This window comes from Paenalcaligenes suwonensis, from assembly GCF_011290505.1.
In the GTDB taxonomy this organism is placed as follows: domain Bacteria; phylum Pseudomonadota; class Gammaproteobacteria; order Burkholderiales; family Burkholderiaceae_B; genus Paenalcaligenes; species Paenalcaligenes suwonensis.
Genome location: NZ_JAANPV010000001.1, coordinates 122,493 through 141,562 on the forward strand (window position 1 = coordinate 122,493; position 19,070 = coordinate 141,562).

A 19,070-nucleotide genomic window follows, 5' to 3' on the forward strand; every position below is an offset into this window, starting at 1 on the left:
TTATATCAACGCAGCAACAATGAAGGGTCTGTACGCATCAGGCTACGTATAGCCATGACGCTAGAAAACAGAGCCATCAAGCTGACCAAGGCTGCACAACCTATTGCCACCAACGGTGTCATCGCAATAGGGACGTGATACACAGCAGCCAAACTGAGCAATGCCACGCTGACCATAGCTGCCAGCAGCATACCTATACCGCCTATCAAGCACGACTGCTCAATCACGACGCGAGCTAAGGCTCCGCGGCTAGCACCCAGAGCGTTTAGCGTGGCATATTCGCGCGCCGAGCCGGCCACCACAGCCGCAAAGGATTGGTTGGTAATGATGGCACCAACCAAACACACAATAATGGCCATAAACAGCACGGCCATACCGGCGCCGGTGTCTAGTAACCAGTACAACTGCGATTTGTACGCAAATTGTGGCGCTGTCCAGATTTCCACAGGCCCAAAGCTAGCTGCCTCGTTTTGCAAACGGGCTTGCACGGCTTTGGCATCCACCGTAGCGGGGGTTTTGGCTACATAGTAGGTGCTGCCATATTGGGCGCCATTACCGGCAATGTTACGGGCCGTGTCTAAGGAGCTGAGTACGTTCACCCCCCCTAAGCCGCGCAGGCCAGGTAACACACCCACAATGTGGACGGGGTGTGTATTGATCCATGCACGGCCGCCTTCGTGGGTGTCTAAGGTGTCCAGGTCAGCGGGGTCCACAATGACAGCACCCGGTTCGCGTAGTCGCGCGCGCAGGCCTTTGGACAGCAGCGATGAAAACATCATGGCGTCTTCACGCGTCGTAATACCCGATAAATACACCGATACGCTACCCGCTTGGCTGTGCTCAGAGCTCCATTCGCCATCTACCCACACATAGGGTTCTACGTCGCTGATGTCGGGGTCCATGCGCAAGAGCATTTCTACGTCTTGGTCTACACGTTGACCAAAGTTCACGCTTTGGGTGCCGGGGTAGCCCGCCCAAATGGTGGCCGAAGAGCTTTTTACATAAAGCGCCGACGCACCAAAAATACCCAGTACTAAGGCGGCTTGTACGACCAACAACACACCCGAAAAACAGACGGCCAGGATGACGGGTACAAAGCGTCGCCATTCGTAGATGAGGGTTTTACGCGCTAAAGGGATCATGGCGTGGTTTCCTCGGGTTTTTCTGGCAAGGGCGCACCGCCTAAGGCTTTATATAAAGCGATGAACGACAAGGTGCGTGCGGCGTGTGCACGCCATAGGTCAGACTGTGTTTCCAGTACAGCACGTTGTTGTAGCAACTGATCGTAGCGGCTAGACAGCCCTAAGGACTGCAATGTACGTTGCGATTGTTGCTGTTTTTTAAGCGCTTGCTCTGAGCTTTCTAAGGCCTGAATACGCTCTTGTTGGTGTGTCAGGCCACTTAAGGCGTTTTCTACTTCGCTGACGCCATCCAGCACGGCTTTGCGATAGCCCAACAAGGCGGCATCCAGCAGCGATTCGTTGGCTTGCATACGAGTGCGGCGTTGGCCCCAATCCCACAGAGGAATATCCACATAAAGACCAACCGAGGGGGCGTAGTCGGTACTGGTGCGCATGTTTTGAGTGGTGTTGTACGCATACAGAATAGAGCCACCTAGGCTCAGGCGTGGGAACAAGGCCGAACGAGCCAAGCCTACCTGCGCAGCAGCTTGCAGTACGTCGGCCTCTGCTGTGTGTATGTCGGGGCGTGTGCGCAGCAAGTCAGCCGGCAGTTCTGTCAGGGTGAAAGCAGGTGCTTGTAGTGGTGCATTGATCTGTGTCCACGCGCTATCGGGTTGTTCACGACCCAGCAGTACGGCTAAGGCACGTGCCGATCGCGATGACGCTTCGCGTTCAAGCGCCAAATTGGCACGAGTTTGCGCCAAGCGCAGTTGTGCTTGAGTGCTTTCTTCTGGTGTGCCTAAGTGGGCGCGCTGACGCGTTAAGGCCAGCTCTAGCGTTTCTTCGTCTAGGGTTAGTTGATGTTGCAGTAGTTGCTGCTGTTTTTGGCTCAGTCCTAGGGCCAAGTAGTGACGTACTACATTGGCAATCACGATGACACGTGTGCCCTGCTCGGTTGCTTCGGCCTGATACAGGCGGGCGTTGGCAGATAGCTTGGAATTATCCAGCGCGCCAAACAGGCCTAATTCCCACGTCATGTCTAGGCTGGCATGGTAGTACATGTCTGTTGCTGACACGTCTTGTGTGGGGCGAGCACCTGCCGTGATAGTAGGCAGAAAGGGTGACTGCCAACGGCCTGCAATGAGTCTTTCGCTTTCTAGGCGTTGAGTCGCTTGTGCAAGGTCTAAGTTTGCCGTTAGGGCTTCGTCTATCAATGCATTCAGTGTAGGGTCTTGCCATGTTTGCCACCACGAGCGCAAGGCAATAGCGGGCGCATTCTTGGGCGACTGCTCGGACCAAGAGGTGGGAGTGTGAGTAGGCAATTCAGGTGTGTCTAAGGTTACGCACCCTGCAAGTAGCAGGCTGCAGATAACAGAAGCACTGAAGCGGGTAGCAAAATAAGACAAACTAAACACGTACAAAAGTGATGAAAGTAGGCGTGGTCGCCATAGTGACACCATGGCTAGATTTACATAGTAAAAGACCAACGTTGCGTGGTGATGCAGGTTTTATGGAGAAATGATGGAGTGCCCGCCCTATGTGTAACCGTAGGTGTAAAGGGGCAAAATGGCTAATTAAACCAAAGGGTTATCTGCAGTATCATGACGTGGAAAATGTATGCTAAAACGCGCACCACCGCGTTGTGACACACCACCCTGTACATCCCCTCCTTGGCGCTCTACCAAGGCTTGTACTATAGACAACCCTAAACCCGAGCCGTCTTTATGACTGCCTGTGGGGTGTGGAAAGCGTCTAAAAGGGTTGTCGCGCATGGCGTCAGGCAAGCCAGGGCCAGCATCACTAATATGCAAACTCACGTTGTTATCGTCGCTAGAAACGGCAACTTCCACCCACTTTCCAGCGTGGGCATAACGTAGTGAATTTTCCAGTAGGTTGGATAAAATTTGGCGTATGCGGTCAGGGTCCACCATGACCAGTGCGTCGCCTAAGGAGGCAGGGATTCGGCGCTCTAGTTCCATACCTTGCTCAGCCAGTCTAGAGGCGTAGGTATTCAGTTCAGCATCAATGAACTGGGCTAAGTCTAGCGGCTCGTAGTGCAACGATAAGCGGTTGGCAAAGGCCATAGAGATAGTGTGTAGATCATCCACCAAGCGCCCTAAATGCAACGACTGGTCTAGCAAACCGCGTAGCTCATCTTTGGACACCGGAATGACGTCATCACAAATGGCGTGTAAGCGCGTGCTGAGAATCGTCAGCGGGGTGCGCAGCTCATGCGAGAGCGAGGCTACCGTCGCACTGCGTTCGCGTTCTAGGGTTTCCAGTGAGTCAATCATGCGATTGAAGTCGCGCACCATATCGGCCATCTCACCTCTAGCGTGTCCCGGTAGTGCGCGTACGGTGAAGTCGCCCACAGCCACGCGTTTGGCGGTTTCGGCCATAGACCCTAAGGGTTGGGTAACGAGCCTAGATACCCAGAAACTGGCACCTAGCCCTAACGGTAAGCCCGCAATCAGCGTGAGCAGCAACGAAAACTGTTCGCCTTTAATGGGGTCGCCTACCCAGTACTCGGCATAAATTTGCATGGCTCGTGGGCTTTCCGATAAGCCACGGTCGTTAAGGTCGTCAAATTCTACGCGTACGTCTTGGGGCAGGCGTTGGTAGAAGTCGCTGTATTCTACTCGCCAAAATAGCAGCAGGCTGGTGGTGAGTAAGGCCATCATGAAGAAAATGATGGCGGCGGTAGCAATACCGAAGCGTACCCAGATGCGGTCTATCTTTCTTGCCACAGGCGGTATCCTATGCCACGTACGGCTTCAATCAAGTCTTCTTGGCCTGCTTGCTGTAGTTTGCGGCGTAACTTGGAAATATGTGAGTCGATGACACGCTCTAGTGCATCGCTTTCAGGCAAACATTGTTCAATCAGGTAGCTGCGAGAAAAACAGCGTCTGGGTTGAGCGGCTAAGCACGCTAATAATCGGAATTCGGTGAGCGTTAAGGGCAGTGGTATGGCCTTATTTTGCACATGTACCAAAGCAACGTGGTCTTGCTCGTCGATTTCTAAGTCGCCCACGCGTATGGGGGCACTAACGGTATGCATGTTGGCAGAACGGCGCAATACAGCCTTAACACGGGCTACCACTTCGGCGGGGTTAAACGGCTTAATGACGTAATCGTCAGCACCTAAACGTAGCCCCAGCAACTTATCCACATCATCGGCTAAGGCAGTGACCAAAATAACAGGTGTTTGGTCTTCGTCGCGTATATGACGCAATACATCTAGCCCATCTATGCCGGGCAAGTTGATGTCTAACAGCACCATGTCGGGGCGCATGTCTCGGAACAACTGTAAGGCTTCTATGCCATCAGCCGCCATACACGTACGCATGCCATCGCGGCGTAAATAGGCCTCGAGTACGCTAGCGATAGCGGGTTCATCTTCAACAATCAGAACCAAATGACTATGAGTAGAAGGCGATGTGGATGCAATGTTCATACACAAAAAGACGTCAGGCTAGGGGCTGTTTAGGGTAGTGCTGCGGTGGGCAAATCGTGGTGCGGGTCAGTTTAGCATGCTCCTTTTTGCGATCAGTAGCACACAAAAACGATCAGAGCCGCGTGGTAGCGGCTCTGATCGGTGTGTGGCATGGGCTGCCACACGGCTATAGCAAGTACGGCTGTACTTAGCGCACTGGAGCTACATCGCTGGCAGTGACGGCCGATGCGTTGTTGTTCCAACCTTGGCGAATGAAGGTGGCCAATTCAGCTACCTCTTCATCGCTTAAGCGCCATGCGTAACTTTGCATGCGTAAGCGAGCAGGACGCGTTTCGGTAGAAGGCAGCTCTGCACCGTGCAAAATGGTGTAGATCAGACCTTTAGGCGAATCAGCAGTCACCATCAGGTTGCCATCCAGCGCGGGGAAGATTTCTGGTGCACCACGACCATCCACAAAGTGGCAGCCGGAGCAGTTGTCCAGGTACAGTCTTGGGCCCAACGGCATGGAAGGATCTGCCGATGCCAACAGTTTTTCTGTGTCTGTCACAGTACGGTTGGCCGCATCAGGGGCTGCAGGTGTTTTGCCGCCACTAATGTGTTTCAGGTACGCCGCAATAGCAGTGTTGTCTTCAGGAGTCAGGTATTGCAACGAATCACCGACGACTAAGGACATCTCGCCTACAGCAGTAGCGTAATCATTACGGCCAGTAGCCAAGTAATGCGCCATTTGCTCTACGCTCCACTGACCCGCAACGCTGTCTGCACCGTGTAAGCTAGGTGCGCTCCAGCCATCTACTTCACCGCCGGACAAGAATGCTGGATCGCTGGCATTTGCGCCTTTTTGCGACATGAACATCGTACGTGGGCTATGGCAGGCTGCACAGTGTGCTGCACCTTGTACCAAGTACGCACCGCGATTAATCATTTGATCATCGGTAGGTGCATCGAAGCCCACAGGGTTCAACGCTACCCAGTTCCAAGCACGCAGACCCCAACGTTGGTTGAAGGGGAAAGCCAAGTCGGTTTCAGGCACTTTGTTGTTCACAGCGGGTACGGCTTCCATGAAGTACTTGTACAGAGACTGTACGTCCGCTTCACTGATGACGCGGTAGTTTTCATAGGGCATAGCTGGGTACAAGTGAGCACCCTCTTTGTTCACACCGTCGTACAACGCAGCACGGAAGTCGTCCAGCGTGTAGTTACCAATACCTGTCTCTTTGTCCGGAGTGATGTTGGTAGACCAAATCACGCCAAATGGGCTTTGAATGGCACGGCCACCCGCAAAGGTTTTACCTTCGGGCGCAGTGTGACACGCGATACAGTCAGCGGCACGCATCATGTATTCGCCACGTGCCACGCTAACTTCGCTATCGGGAGCCAAGGCTTGCGCAGGCGTGCGCTCAGAAGGAATCCAGATCATGCCGGCAATCACCAAAACGGCGATTACGATCAGTGCTAGGACTATACGTACAAACGTTTTCATGATGAGTCCTCCCCTTAGGCCAGAATGCGTGGGTTACGCAGGTAGTCGTTACGCAATGCATGTGCAGCCCAGTACGCTAAACCGCCTACCAACCCGGTTGGGTTGTATTGCAGGTTTTGTGGGAATGCACCCGCACCCATGACGAACAAGTTGTGTACGTCATGTGCTTGCAAATAACGGTTCACAACAGAGGAGTTAGGATCGTTACCCATCACGGCACCACCCACGTTGTGTGTGGTTTGGTAAGGGCGTACGTCGTACATAGCGCCTTCAGATTTGTAGCCAGACTGCATGATATCGGGGTTCATGTTTTTGGCAATTTCTTCGATCTTGCCACGCATGAACTGTGTCATACGGATATCGTTGTCTTTCCAGTTGAAGGTCATGCGCAGCATGGGGCGACCGAACTGATCTTTGTAGGTAGGGTCCAGATCCAAGTAGTTATCTTGGTAGGACATACAGGAACCGTGCGAACCGATGCTCATGGCGTGGCCGTACCATTCACCAATGGCTTTCTTCCATTCGCTACCCCATGACGGTGTACCGGCTGGTAGAGGCATAGAGCGAATAGGCTGACCATTGTATGTACCGGCAGTGATGTAGCTGCCGCCTACAAAGCCTTCTTTAGCAAAGTCAATTTGGTTCACACCAAAGTCATCAATCACCATGCTGTTGGAGCCGGTACCGATGAAGGGGTTGAACTCTTTGTCTTTGAAGAACATGGTGGTGCCGCCAGTCATCTGGTAGGCATAGCCACGGCCTGTTGCGCCTTCGCCGGTAGAGGCGTTGTAGGGCTTACCAATGCCAGACAACAGCAACAAGTGCACGTTGTGCAACTGGTAGGCACACAGCAAGACTAGGTCGGCAGGCTGGAACACTTCTTCGCCAGCAGCGTGGTCAAAGTAGGTTACGCCAGTAGCGGTTTTACCATCAGCAGCCAGCTCTACACGCAGTACTTCAGAGTGGGTTTTGTAGCTGAAGTTTGGTTTGCGTTTTAACGCATCCAAAATACAGGTTTGTGGTGAACCTTTGGAGTAGTTGTAACAACCAAAGCGCTCACAGAAACCACAGAAGTTACAGGGGCCCATTTGCATTCCGTATTCGTTCACATACGATTGCGACGCAATAGAACCTGGCAGCGGGAATGGGTGGTAACCCATGGCTTTAGTGGCTTGGGTAAACAAGTCCGCATCGTAAGTGTGCGGCATGGCGGGCATAGGGTAATTGCCTGAACGTGGGCCTTCGAAAGGGTTACCGCCGGGGATCAATTTACCGTTGATGTTACCTGCCTGACCAGAAATACCCGCTACGCCTTCAAAGCGAGCCAAGAAAGGTTCCAGTTCTTCGTAACTTAAGGGGTAATCAGCCAGTTGCATACCATCAGGGATGACATTACGGCCAAAATGCTCAATGGTGTATGAACGCAGGCGCATTTCTTCTGGCTGTGGACGCCATGTGTGGCCGTTCCAGTGCATACCCGCACCACCTACACCGTTACCGGGCAAAAAAGAGCCCAGAATGCGGTATGGCAATGCGTTTTCACCGGGTGCATGACGTACCGTCACGGTGGATTGCGAGGGGCGCTGCATAAAGCCGTAACGCACGCCGTATTTCAGCTCGTCAATCACGTTGGGGTATTCAAAACCGGGGACGGTGTCGCGATCTTCACCGCGCTCTAAGGCCAAAACTTCCAGACCTTCTTGCGCCAATTCCATAGACAGAATGGCACCGGTCCAGCCCAGACCAACAACTACTACATCTTTTTTGGGTGCTGTGCGTGCCATGGTTATGCCCTCTCTCCAGAAATTGAAACCGGTCCCAGCGGATAACGGACGTTGTACTGATCAGCCCATTCTTTGAAGCTGGCGCGTGCACCGGGAAAGCCGATGTAGCTCCACGCTTGCATGCCTTGGTTACCGCCGTACATGGGGTCGGCAAAATACCCTTCTTTGGTATTGCCTAACAACAAGGTGAAGAAGTCGCGCAATTCGGGTTCCAAGCCAATTTTGTTGTCTTGCAAGGCCAGCAATGCAGCGTCTTGTTGTTCGGTAGTCAGTTTGGCAAACACAGCACCGTGTTCGGTAACACACCATGCATCAAACGCCTTAATACCTTCACGGTATAGCTGAGCAGGGTTGTAGGGTGTTTGGTACCCCAGTTGAGGAGCTGCCGAAGGATCGTGAGGGCCTTCCATGTACCAATCCACCGCCTTACCGTAATCGCCTGCCAATTGCAGGTCTAAAAACAGGGGTACACGGGTTTCGATTGCGCCGGGCCCGTCACCATCCGAGGGGATCAAGCGTGCAGTAGCGGCAAGGATGAAAGACCACTCTTCAGGGGTGAAGTAGGTGGGTGTGTACTGGTCTAGTGGCGGAAAGTCTGCCGGTTTGGCGTGCAGTGACATGGGCACATTGGCCAGACCTGCTGTAGCCGCAGACACCATCAAGAAACGGCGTCGCGTCAGACTTCCTTTTTGGGATTGGTCGTGCATAGGAAACTCCTTTTCTAAGTACCCAGAAGAAGATCTGGATGACAGGAGAAATAAAAAACAAATGGGTGTTGAAAGTTTTACTTCAGTAAGACGCGTAATAAAAGTTAAATGACGCGGGTTACTGTAAACAGTTACATGAATAACAAGAGAAAATCAATCTGGTTACATCTGTAAAGATTTGAAGCGCGTAATGGTTGGTCTGATGTAACAGCTGAGAAGCCGAGGTACCGACAAAAACCATGATAAGTACAGAGAATTGTATAGCAATCTACAGCCATGCGCGAGCAGGCGACTGTAGGGCGACACGGTACGGGAGGATGAGGGGTTTATAAAAACGGGTGATTTTTTGATTAATTGAGCAGTGTTTTTTCTATAAAAATAAAAAATATAAATAGAAAGAAAATAATAATTATGGTTTATGTTTTTGCGTTTATTTATGAGTTATTTTTTATTAAATACTGTAATAGTTATAATTAATTTTATTGTTTTTAATACTGCATATTAATACTAAAAAATCATCTTTAAGCTATTTTTAAGATTTCAAGATTTTCTTTTATATTTCAACAGTTTTACTGACAGGGTCTACGGCGTATGACGGGCTGTTTGAGTCGTGAGTAGCATGCGTTGTGACATTTCTTCGTGCTAATACAGGGTAGTCGTAAGAAAGCGTTAAAAGTGAATTACGCTGTGTGGTGTGTTAAGAATCTGTAATACGTCCGTATGATCGTATTCATATAGGAAGTTTAGTTCATATAAACTTTAGGCGTATTTACTCTTTTTTGTCTTACTGCTAGTTATCGCCTGTGTGCTGTGGTGTTGCCCTATGGGTACGTAAAGCCCCCACAAAGTTGACGCAGTAGCCAACTTTGCGGGGGCTTGGTATAGGGTTTAGTGCTGTTTACGAGGCCGTTTGACGGTTGCTCACCAAGCTCATGAAAATCGCAGCAAGCAAGGCAGGGATAGCAAAGCTAAAGAAGTTTTGTTTTAGTGTAAGGTTGAGGTCAAACAGTAGGCCTACCGCAAACGGTCCAATGATGGCTCCCAAACGCCCTACACCTAATGCCCAACCCATGCCGGTGGAACTCATGGTCGTGGGGTAGAAACGCACAATAAAGGCGTATAGACCTATTTGTGTACCAATGGTGGTCGCCCCTGTAATCGTCAAGAGGGTATAAAGCACCACGCTGTTGGTGGCAAAACCCAATGCAGCAATCGCTGCAGCAGCCACAAATAGATAAATCACCAGCACATTACGGCCATTGAAGTGGTCCATGAGCCAACTGCAGCTTAGTGCTCCAAGTACCGTACCGAAGTGCACGGTGAATAAGAAACTTAGACTAGATCCCAAAGGATAGCCTGCTTGCAGCATTAGACGTGGTAGCCATGAGGTCATGCCGTACACCACATACAGTGCCATGAAACACATGGCCCACAGCATTAAGGTGCTCAGCATGCGCCCTTCTAAGAACAGGTCGCGAATGACGATGCGTGCTTTGCTGTTGTTGGCGGCTACGCTGGGGTTACTAAATTGTGTGCCTGGCTCGTAGTGGTAATTAGGGTTGACGTTGCGAAGCGTTGCCCCTATTTTTTCCCATTGCTGAGTTTGCACCATGTAGGCGGCAGATTCTGGCAATTGTTTGAGCATCAAGGGCAACAGTAAGACCGGGAAGATGGCAATGTAAAACATGGCTTGCCATCCAAAGGCGGGAATCACCCAAATTCCCAGTATGGCGGCCAACATGCCACCGACGGAATAGCCGCTAAACATCACGCCAACCATGAGGCTACGCCTACGTATGGGCGAGTATTCGCTAGTGAGGCTGGTGACGACGGGCATCACGCCACCTAGCCCTACACCACCAATAAACCTATACAAGCCGAACTGTGTGGGGGTGGTCGCAAAGGCACACAAAAACGTAAAAATACTGAAAAGCAGCACGCAAATGGTGATGACTTTTTTCTTGCCTAGCTTATCTGACAGGGCGCTTAGGGATAGGGCTCCTACCATCATCCCTATCAGCGTATAGCTACCGAGCAACCCTGCTGCGGCACCGCTTAAATTCCATTCAGTCATGATGGAGGGCAAAATCACCCCCAGTACCGCTAGGTCATAGCCATCAAAAATAATGATATAGGCGCACCAGAAAATCGTGAGCCAATGAAATTTTTGAAATTTCGCCTCATTAATAATGGGGCATACGTTTACCACCCCAGGCTCTATAGCCTTGGGATTCATAGCTTGTGTCATCTCCCTACTCCTTTTTCTACGACTATTGTTTGTTGTGATAGATATCGCGGATTGAGTGTGTAACAGTGCTACATGGTCGCTAAACTGCCACCGCAGCGCTCTGTGTCGCTGTCAGTGCAGTGTGGCGGTTACTCTGGGTTGTGCGTCAGACTAGCAATAGTGGTCTGCCGCGTTGTGTGCTGCTGTAGAGTTTTTTAGGCTTTGGTTTTTTCCCGGTGGGCCGCTAAAGGCACCACGTCAGAGGCTGAATGGCGTGTTCGATCGGGCTCTACTTCGGTTAACGGCGTGCAAGGTCGCAGACTTTGCTGGCTTTCTGTCACCAGTTGTTGATAGCGGTTGGTCGCTTTACGTTTCCATGCCATTTCGTCGTCGTTTAGATCACGCACCACTTTGGCGGGGATGCCGGCCACCAACACACGGTCAGGAATGATCATGCCTGTTTTAATAAATGCACTGGCGGCGATGATGCTAGATTCGCCTACCACGGCGTTATCCATCACCACTGCATTCATACCTACCAGTGCATTTTTCTTAATACGGCAACCGTGCAAAATGGCGCCATGTCCCACGTGCCCGTTTACTTCCACCACGGTGTCACTTCCAGGAAAACCGTGCATCACACAGCAATCTTGTATGTTGCTGCCCTCTTCTAAAATCAACCTACCGAAGTCGCCGCGTAAGCTGGCCAAGGGGGCCACATAGCAATTTGGCCCCACGATGACATCGCCTATGAGTACTGCATCGGGGTGTATATAGGCGGTGGGGTGTACCACCGGCCGTATTCCGTTGATTTCATAAAAGGGCATAGTGGACTCACAAGAAAAGGGTTAGGCCGTGCCAGTACGTCGTGGTTGTTCTGGGGCTGTTTGTTGGCTTAGTTCTTGCTCCATATGGTCGCGGATGCGGAATTTCTGCACCTTACCGGTAACGGTTAAGGGGAATTCGTCTACAAAACGTATGTAGCGAGGAATCTTATGGTGCGAGATTTGCCCACGGCAGAAGTTGCGTATGTCGTCTTCAGTGGTGGACACGTTGTCTTGCAAGATGACCCACGCGCACAGCTCTTCGCCGAACTTCTGGTCTGACACGCCCACTACCTGTACGTCTTTGATGTCAGGATGACGGTACAGAAACTCTTCAATTTCGCGTGGGTACAGGTTTTCGCCGCCGCGAATAATCATGTCTTTGATGCGGCCTACGATGTTGCAGTAACCTTCGTCATCAATGGTGGCTAAGTCACCAGTGTGCATCCAGCCTTCGTCATCGACGACTTCTAGGGTTTTTTCTTCATCGCCCCAATAACCCAGCATGACCGAGTAGCCGCGCGTGCACAGTTCGCCTGTATGACCACGAGGCACAGTATGGCCATCGGAGTCCACAATTTTGACTTCGCAGTGCGGGTGAATAGTCCCCACGGTAGAAACACGGCGATCCAACGGTGCATCGGTATGACTTTGGAAAGAAACAGGAGAGGTTTCAGTCATACCATAGCAAATGGTGACTTCGCTCATGTGCATCTTTTCGATGACGCGCTTCATGATTTCTGCCGGACATGGGCTACCAGCCATGATGCCCGTACGCAGAGAGCTAAGATCAAAGTTGCCGAACTCGGGGTGGTCTAGCAAGGCGATGAACATCGTAGGCACGCCGTATAAGGCGGTGCAACGTTCTGCCGTGACGGCTTCTAAGACGCTTTTAGCATCAAAGGCTTCAGACGGATACACCATGGTAGAGCCATGAGTCATGCACCCAATGTTCCCCATCACCATGCCAAAGCAGTGGTACAGCGGCACAGGGATACAGACACGGTCTTGGTGAGTGAGCTTGATGGTTTCACCCACGAAAAAGCCATTGTTCAGAATATTGCTGTGGCACAGCGTAGCCCCTTTAGCGGCACCGGTGGTGCCAGAGGTGAACTGAATGTTCACGGGGTCACGTGGACTAAAGGTGGCGCCCAGCTCGTCTAAGTGCTCAAGCTCGGATGCACTAGGCGGCACCATCAAGCTGCCAAAATTCATCATGCCAGTAGAGGTCTCAGACCCGAGGCGCACGATGAATTCCAAGCTGGGTAATTTGTCGTGTCCACTGGCGTTGTGTTGCAACGCAGGTTTTAGCTCGGACAGAATGTGCAGATAGTTGCTGGATTTAAAACCCGGAGCCAATACCAGAGCCCTACAACCCACCTTGTTAATGGCGTATTCCAACTCGGCTTGTTGATAAGCTTGGTTGATGTTCACCAGAATCAGCCCTGCTTTGGCCGTGGCGAATTGCATTAACAGCCACTCTAGGTTGTTGGGCGACCAAATGCCGACGCGGTCGCCAGGCACCAAGCCCAAGCGCAGCAGCGAACATGCCAAGGTGTTGACCTGTTCTTGCAGTTCTTTATAGGTCAGCCTGATGTTGTCTTGATGAATGACAATGGCGTCATTCTCGGCAAACTGGGCGCAGCTTTGGTCAAAAAACTGCCCTATGGTGGAAGTAATTAGAGGGGTGTCAGTCCTGCCTATTACATGGCTCATGGTTTTGTCTCCTGGGTTGTTTAGGCTTATCAGCTTATGTTTTGTTATGCTGCTGAAGCGTCGAACTCGATTAGATCTGCTCCGTCGTCTACTTGCTCTCCTACTGCGCACAGTAGTTTGCGAACAATGCCGTCACTGGGCGCGCTGATGGTGTATTCCATCTTCATGGCGCTTAAGGTGAGTAGCGGTGTGTTGCGGGTGACATGGCTGCCTGCTTCGGCTAACAGTGCCACCACAATGCCAGGCATAGGGGCTTGCAAACCTTTGTCGTCCTGCTCTTGCCCTACCTGCGGTGGCAAGTCGTGCGTATTGTGTATCAGCCACTGTTGATCACCGTAAAACACATGGCGTTGGTGCTCGTTGCGCACCACGGTCATGTCTTGGCAATGGCCATTGATGCAAATGCGGAAACGCTGGGCATCAAGCGCAGTGCCATTGGCATCAAAGCGTTGTCCGTTGATGTGTAGTGTCCAGCCTTGTGAATGAGCCTGTGCACGCACCGTGACCTTGGCATCATCGTGCTGGAAATCGAACACACGGGTGGCCGCTAGGTTGCTGCGCCAGTTATCGTGAATGTCCCAAGGCGAATTCTCTTGGTGGGGCGCATTGGCTTCACGCACTAATTCACTTACGGCTAACGCTGCAAAGGTGGCGTCAGGCACAGCAGCGGCAGGCACAAATAGGTAATCGTGTTGGCGGGTGATTAACGCGGTGTCTAGGTCGGCCTGCATAAAGGCTGGGCAGCCAACCAAGCGCGACAAAAACTGTATGTTGGTTTGTACGCCAGCAATTTGATAGTGCTGCAAGGCTTGCTGCATACGCGCCAGAGCGTTGTCACGGTCTTCGTCCCACACAATCAGTTTGGCGATCATGGGGTCATAAAACGGTGTGATCGCGTCACCTTGTTCTACGCCACTGTCTACCCGCACATAACGGCTGTTTGCAGGGGGGTGATAGTGCAATAAGGTGCCGGTTGCGGGCATGAAATCCTTATCGGGAGATTCCGCATAAATACGCGCTTCAATCGCATGACCAGTGACGGTTAACTGGTCTTGGCGCAGCGGTAGTGGCTGCCCTGCGGCAACACGTAATTGCCATTCCACCAAGTCTTGGCCGGTAATCATTTCGGTCACAGGGTGTTCTACTTGCAGGCGAGTGTTCATTTCCATGAAGTAGAAATTACCGGTAGGTCCCATGATGAACTCTACCGTTCCTGCGCCGACGTAACCGGTAGCGACAGCAGCTTTAACAGCAGCCTCACCCATGGTGTGGCGCAGTTCAGCCGATAAACCAGGCGCAGGCGCTTCTTCCAGAATTTTCTGGTGGCGACGTTGCACCGAGCAATCACGTTCAAACAGGTGCACGCAATTACCGTGTTCATCAGCAAAAATTTGTATTTCCACGTGACGCGGTTGGGTGATGTACTTTTCAATCAGCACCAAATCGTCACCAAAGCTGGCGCTAGCCTCTTGCTTACATGACACCAGCGATGCGGCGAAGTCTTCAGCGCTCTCTACTAAGCGCATCCCTTTACCACCACCGCCTGCTGCGGCTTTGATCAGTACAGGGTAGCCAATGTGATCGGCCTGCTGTTTAAGAAAGTCGGTGTCTTGGTTATCGCCGTGATAACCGGGGGTGAGCGGCACATTAGCCGTTTCCATCAGTTTTTTCGCCGCTGACTTCGACCCCATGGCCTTAATTGCCGATGCAGGTGGGCCAATAAACACAATGCCAGCGTCGTCGCAGGCTTGTCTAAAGGCGGTGTTTTCCGATAAAAAACCATAGCCTGGGTGGATAGCCTCAGCGTTACAGGCTTTGGCCGCAGCGATGATTTTTTCAGTGCTCAAATAGCTTTGTGCGGATGCTGCTGGGCCAATAAGCACCGCTTGGTCTGCTAAGCGTACATGGCGGCTATTGCGGTCGGCCTCTGAGTACACTGCAACGGTTTCTATGCCCAAGCGTCGTGCTGTCTTGATAATGCGGCAAGCAATCTCGCCACGGTTGGCAATCAGAATTCGATTGAACATATTAGGGCTCCTTGCTGTGCAGCCATTGAGGCGCACGTCGGGCAAGAAAGGCAGCCATGCCTTCCTGTGCTTCGCTGCCAGTACGCAGTTCAGCGATGTTGCGGGCGCAGAGCTCAAGTAAGCTCTGGTCTATGGGTTTGTGGCTTACCTCTTGGATCAGCACTTTTGATGCCGCTTGTGCTTCGGGGCCACCGGCTTGCAGGGCCTCTAGTAGCGTAGCGACTTTGTCATCCAACTGCTCAGCAGGCACCACTTCGTGGGCCAGCCCAATGGCTAAGGCCGTAGCGGCGGGAATCATTTCTGCCGTTAGGAAGTAACGGTGCGCTTGGCGTGGACCAATGGCACGAATCACATAAGGGCTAATTACGCTGGGGATCAACCCCAGTTTGACTTCCGAGGTCGCAAACTTCGCGGTATCAGCGGCGACGCAGATGTCGCATGCACTCACCAAGCCCATACCGCCGCCAATGGCCGCACCTTGTACGCGGGCAATGGTGGGTTTACGTAGCGTGGCGAGCGTATGCAGCATATTCGACAAGGCCAACGCGTCGTTGTGGTTGTCTTGGGTGCTGGCTGTCGCGGCACTTTTCATCCAGTTCAAATCGGCACCGGCAGAAAAGCTTTTACCTCTGGCCGCTAAGACTACAGCGCGAACCGCCGTATCGTTATCCAGTTGCTGGAAGGCCGTGTACAGCTCGTGTATTAATTGGGCATTAAACGCATTGTGCAGCTCCGGCCTATTCATCCAGACAGTCGCGACACCAGCGTGTTGGGTAATCTCAAGAAAGCTAAACATCATTACACCTCTTGATAGTGGCGCGTTTACATTCTGAACAAGCCAAACTTGGTAGGCTCTATGGGGGCGTTTAAGGATGCCGATAACGACAGGCCTAAAATGCGACGGCTTTGTGCGGGATCCACAATGCCGTCATCCCACAAGCGGGCGCTGGAGTAGTACGGATGGCCTTGGTGCTCGTATTGCTGCAACAGCGGGGCTTTAAATTGCGCTTCGTCCTCAGCGCTCCAGTTCTCGCCTTTGGCTTCTAACTGATCGCGACGAATGGTAGACAGCACGCTTGCCGCTTGTTCGCCACCCATTACGGAGATACGGCTGTTAGGCCACATCCACAGAAAGCGTGGGTCGTAAGCACGGCCACACATACCGTAGTTACCGGCACCAAAAGAACCACCGATTAGCATGGTGATTTTGGGCACAGCGACGGTACTCACTGCCGTAACCATCTTGGCACCGTCTTTAGCGATACCACCACTTTCGTATTTGCGACCCACCATAAAGCCACTGATATTCTGTAAGAACACCAGAGGGATATTGCGTTGACCGCACAGTTCAATAAAGTGAGCGCCTTTTTGCGCAGACTCGCTAAACAAGATGCCGTTGTTGGCAATAATGCCTACCGGCTGACCGTATAGATGTGCAAAACCCGTGACTAGCGTGTTGCCATAACGGGCTTTGAATTCATCAAAGCGCGAGCCATCCACAATACGGGCAATCACTTCACGCACGTCATAGGGCTTGCGGTTATCAGTAGGCAAAATGCCGTAGATTTCCTCAGGGTCGTACAGCGGCTCTTCACTAGGCTGTAGCACCAGCGATTGCGGTTTTTTGCGGTTCAGGTTCAGTACGATGCGACGTGCTAGGTACAGTGCGTGGGCATCGTCTTCGGCGTAGTGGTCGGCCACGCCTGAAATGCGTGTGTGCACATCGGCACCGCCCAAGTCTTCGGCGCTCACCACTTCACCTGTTGCCGCTTTAACCAACGGTGGGCCAGCCAAAAAGATGGTGCCTTGGTTCTTCACAATAATGGTTTCGTCCGACATGGCAGGCACATACGCACCGCCCGCTGTACACGAACCCATCACTACGGCAATTTGTGGAATGCCTTTGGCCGACATTTGCGCTTGGTTGTAGAAAATACGGCCAAAGTGATCGCGGTCAGGGAAGACTTCATCTTGCATGGGCAAGAACGCACCGCCAGAATCCACTAAGTAAATGCAAGGCAGGTGGTTTTTCTCGGCAATTTCTTGAGCACGCAAATGCTTCTTCACCGTCATAGGGAAGTAGGTACCACCTTTAACGGTAGCGTCATTGGCAATCACCATGCACTCAGTGCCATGGATGCGACCAATACCGGCAATCAGGCCTGCGGACGGTACTTCGTCGCCATACAACCCATAGGCAGCTAATTGCCCTATTTCTAAAAAGGCAGAACCTTTATCTAGCAGATGATCAATACGATCACGCGGCAGCAATTTGTTGCGTGCTAAGTGTTTTTCACGCGCTTGGGGCGACGAACCATCGGCCACCAATTTGGCTTTGGCACGTAGGTCGTCCACCAAGGTACGCATGTTTTCGGCATTGCTTTTGAACTCGTCAGAGCGCGTGTTCAGCTTGGAGGTAAGTTTGGTCATGCAACCCCCTTCTTAACGGGTTTCTTCAAACAATTCGCGGCCAATAAGCATGCGTCGGATTTCACTGGTGCCAGCACCAATTTCGTATAGCTTGGCGTCGCGCCACAGGCGACCTGTAGGGAATTCGTTGATGTAGCCATTACCGCCTAGCACTTGAATCGCTTCGCCTGCCATCCAAGTGGCTTTTTCGGCGCTGTACAAAATCGCGCCAGCCGCGTCTTTACGCAGCGTACGGCTGTGGTCGCTTAAGTCACAGGCACGACCTAAGGCATACACATAGGCACGGTTGGCTTGCCAGGTGCTGTACATGTCGGCGATCTTGCCTTGCATCAGTTGGAACTGGCCAATAGGCTGGTCGAATTGCTTACGTTCGTGAATGTAGGGGATCACTACATCCATGCAGGCTGCCATAATGCCCAGCGGGCCACCACACAGCACAGCACGTTCGTAATCGAGACCACTCATCAATACGCGTACGCCATTGCCCTCACCGCCCAGCACGTTTTCTTCGGGGATTTCGCAATCATCAAAGAACAGTGGGTAGGTGTTAGAACCGCGCATCCCTAGTTTGTCTAGGTGCGTACCATGGGTGAAACCTTTGGTGCCTTTTTCCACGATGAAGGCTGTAATGCCTTTAGGGCCTGCTTCGGGGTTGGTTTTGGCGTAGACCACCAGCGTATCGGCATCGCCGCCATTGGTAATCCACATTTTGCTGCCATTTAGTACGTATCGATCGCCCTTTTTCTCGGCGCGCAGCTTCATAGACACCACATCCGAACCCGCATTAGGCTCAGACATCGCCAACGCACCTACATGCTCGCCGGAAATGAGGCGTGGTAAGTATTTGGCTTTTTGTTCGGCTGTGCCGTGACGGGTAATTTGGTTCACGCACAGGTTGGAGTGTGCGCCGTAGGACAGGGCTACCGAGGCCGAGGCGCGTGACAGTTCTTCCATCACAATAATATGCGCCAAGTAACCGGCATCCGTACCGCCATATTCCTCTGAACTGGTGATGCCCAATAGGCCTAGATCTCCCATTTTCTGCCAGAGGTCGGCAGGAAATTCGTTGTCTCTATCAATGTCGGCAGCACGGGGGGCGATTTCTTTAGCCGCAAAAGACCGCACGGTGTTTTGCAGCATTTCAATAGTGTCGCCAAGAAAGAAATTAAGGCCTGAAATACTCATGGCTTTTCATGCACACCTTTGCAGGTGTCATGCTCCTGTTGGTGATTGGTTCCAGAGCAAGTGGGTAGGCTTGCGCTGGGTTGTCTCTGTTGCCTCGCAGTATTAAGGTGCG

The 19,070-nt window shown here is 52.0% G+C and carries 14 protein-coding genes; all 14 read right to left on the reverse strand.

Annotated features, from left to right (window positions below):
* Positions 1-5 precede the first annotated feature (5 nt).
* Positions 6-1,142 (reverse strand): ABC transporter permease, encoded by a 1,137-nt coding sequence (locus tag GY634_RS00545; RefSeq protein WP_166406637.1) that lies wholly within the window; start codon positions 1,140-1,142, stop codon positions 6-8.
* A complete protein-coding gene (locus tag GY634_RS00550; protein WP_166406638.1) occupies positions 1,139-2,581 on the reverse strand; it encodes an efflux transporter outer membrane subunit in 1,443 nt (480 codons plus the stop codon). The genes GY634_RS00545 and GY634_RS00550 overlap by 4 nt, the downstream gene beginning before the upstream one ends.
* A gap of 114 nt (positions 2,582-2,695) precedes the next feature.
* Positions 2,696-3,868, reverse strand: coding sequence for a sensor histidine kinase (locus GY634_RS00555; protein WP_242683565.1), 1,173 nt, complete (start codon positions 3,866-3,868; stop codon positions 2,696-2,698).
* Positions 3,853-4,575 (reverse strand): response regulator, encoded by a 723-nt coding sequence (locus GY634_RS00560; RefSeq protein ID WP_166406639.1) that lies wholly within the window; start codon positions 4,573-4,575, stop codon positions 3,853-3,855. Before GY634_RS00560 ends, GY634_RS00555 begins: the two co-directional genes overlap by 16 nt.
* A gap of 187 nt (positions 4,576-4,762) precedes the next feature.
* Positions 4,763-6,058: a c-type cytochrome gene (locus tag GY634_RS00565; protein WP_166406640.1), complete on the reverse strand. Its 1,296-nt coding sequence runs from the start codon at positions 6,056-6,058 to the stop codon at positions 4,763-4,765.
* 14 nt (positions 6,059-6,072) lie between these two features.
* Positions 6,073-7,842 (reverse strand): GMC family oxidoreductase, encoded by a 1,770-nt coding sequence (locus GY634_RS00570; protein ID WP_166406641.1) that lies wholly within the window; start codon positions 7,840-7,842, stop codon positions 6,073-6,075.
* A 2-nt stretch (positions 7,843-7,844) separates the two neighbouring features.
* Entirely contained in the window at positions 7,845-8,549 is a 705-nt protein-coding gene (locus GY634_RS00575) for a gluconate 2-dehydrogenase subunit 3 family protein (protein WP_207625420.1), read from the reverse strand.
* An 898-nt stretch (positions 8,550-9,447) separates the two neighbouring features.
* Positions 9,448-10,797, reverse strand: coding sequence for an MFS transporter (locus tag GY634_RS00580; RefSeq protein ID WP_207625421.1), 1,350 nt, complete (start codon positions 10,795-10,797; stop codon positions 9,448-9,450).
* Positions 10,798-10,991: 194 nt separating this feature from the next.
* Positions 10,992-11,603 (reverse strand): phenylacetic acid degradation protein PaaY, encoded by a 612-nt coding sequence (gene paaY, locus GY634_RS00585; protein WP_166406642.1) that lies wholly within the window; start codon positions 11,601-11,603, stop codon positions 10,992-10,994.
* A 21-nt stretch (positions 11,604-11,624) separates the two neighbouring features.
* Positions 11,625-13,316 carry an AMP-binding protein gene (locus tag GY634_RS00590; protein WP_166406643.1) on the reverse strand — a complete coding sequence of 564 codons (1,692 nt, stop codon included), beginning with the start codon at positions 13,314-13,316 and terminating at the stop codon, positions 11,625-11,627.
* Between the two features lie 44 nt (positions 13,317-13,360).
* A complete protein-coding gene (locus GY634_RS00595; protein WP_166406644.1) occupies positions 13,361-15,343 on the reverse strand; it encodes an acetyl/propionyl/methylcrotonyl-CoA carboxylase subunit alpha in 1,983 nt (660 codons plus the stop codon).
* 1 nt (position 15,344) lies between these two features.
* Positions 15,345-16,142, reverse strand: a complete 798-nt coding sequence (locus GY634_RS00600; protein ID WP_166406645.1) for an enoyl-CoA hydratase/isomerase family protein — start codon at positions 16,140-16,142, stop codon at positions 15,345-15,347.
* 23 nt (positions 16,143-16,165) lie between these two features.
* Complete coding sequence (locus tag GY634_RS00605) at positions 16,166-17,773, reverse strand: carboxyl transferase domain-containing protein (protein WP_166406646.1); 1,608 nt, start codon at positions 17,771-17,773, stop codon at positions 16,166-16,168.
* A 12-nt stretch (positions 17,774-17,785) separates the two neighbouring features.
* A complete protein-coding gene (locus tag GY634_RS00610) occupies positions 17,786-18,958 on the reverse strand; it encodes an isovaleryl-CoA dehydrogenase (protein WP_166406647.1) in 1,173 nt (390 codons plus the stop codon).
* Between the last annotated feature and the right edge of the window lie 112 nt (positions 18,959-19,070).

Bases quoted from the DNA above. Each gene is read 5' to 3' on its own strand.
- GY634_RS00545 (WP_166406637.1), bottom strand. From the start codon at position 1,142: ATGATCCCTTTAGCGCGTAAAACCCTCATCTACGAATGGCGACGCTTT.
- GY634_RS00550 (WP_166406638.1), bottom strand. From the start codon at position 2,581: ATGGTGTCACTATGGCGACCACGCCTACTTTCATCACTTTTGTACGTG.
- GY634_RS00560 (WP_166406639.1), bottom strand. From the start codon at position 4,575: ATGAACATTGCATCCACATCGCCTTCTACTCATAGTCATTTGGTTCTG.
- GY634_RS00565 (WP_166406640.1), bottom strand. From the start codon at position 6,058: ATGAAAACGTTTGTACGTATAGTCCTAGCACTGATCGTAATCGCCGTT.
- GY634_RS00570 (WP_166406641.1), bottom strand. From the start codon at position 7,842: ATGGCACGCACAGCACCCAAAAAAGATGTAGTAGTTGTTGGTCTGGGC.
- GY634_RS00575 (WP_207625420.1), bottom strand. From the start codon at position 8,549: ATGCACGACCAATCCCAAAAAGGAAGTCTGACGCGACGCCGTTTCTTG.
- GY634_RS00580 (WP_207625421.1), bottom strand. From the start codon at position 10,797: ATGACACAAGCTATGAATCCCAAGGCTATAGAGCCTGGGGTGGTAAAC.
- paaY (WP_166406642.1), bottom strand. From the start codon at position 11,603: ATGCCCTTTTATGAAATCAACGGAATACGGCCGGTGGTACACCCCACC.
- GY634_RS00590 (WP_166406643.1), bottom strand. From the start codon at position 13,316: ATGAGCCATGTAATAGGCAGGACTGACACCCCTCTAATTACTTCCACC.
- GY634_RS00595 (WP_166406644.1), bottom strand. From the start codon at position 15,343: ATGTTCAATCGAATTCTGATTGCCAACCGTGGCGAGATTGCTTGCCGC.
- GY634_RS00600 (WP_166406645.1), bottom strand. From the start codon at position 16,142: ATGATGTTTAGCTTTCTTGAGATTACCCAACACGCTGGTGTCGCGACT.
- GY634_RS00605 (WP_166406646.1), bottom strand. From the start codon at position 17,773: ATGACCAAACTTACCTCCAAGCTGAACACGCGCTCTGACGAGTTCAAA.
- GY634_RS00610 (WP_166406647.1), bottom strand. From the start codon at position 18,958: ATGAGTATTTCAGGCCTTAATTTCTTTCTTGGCGACACTATTGAAATG.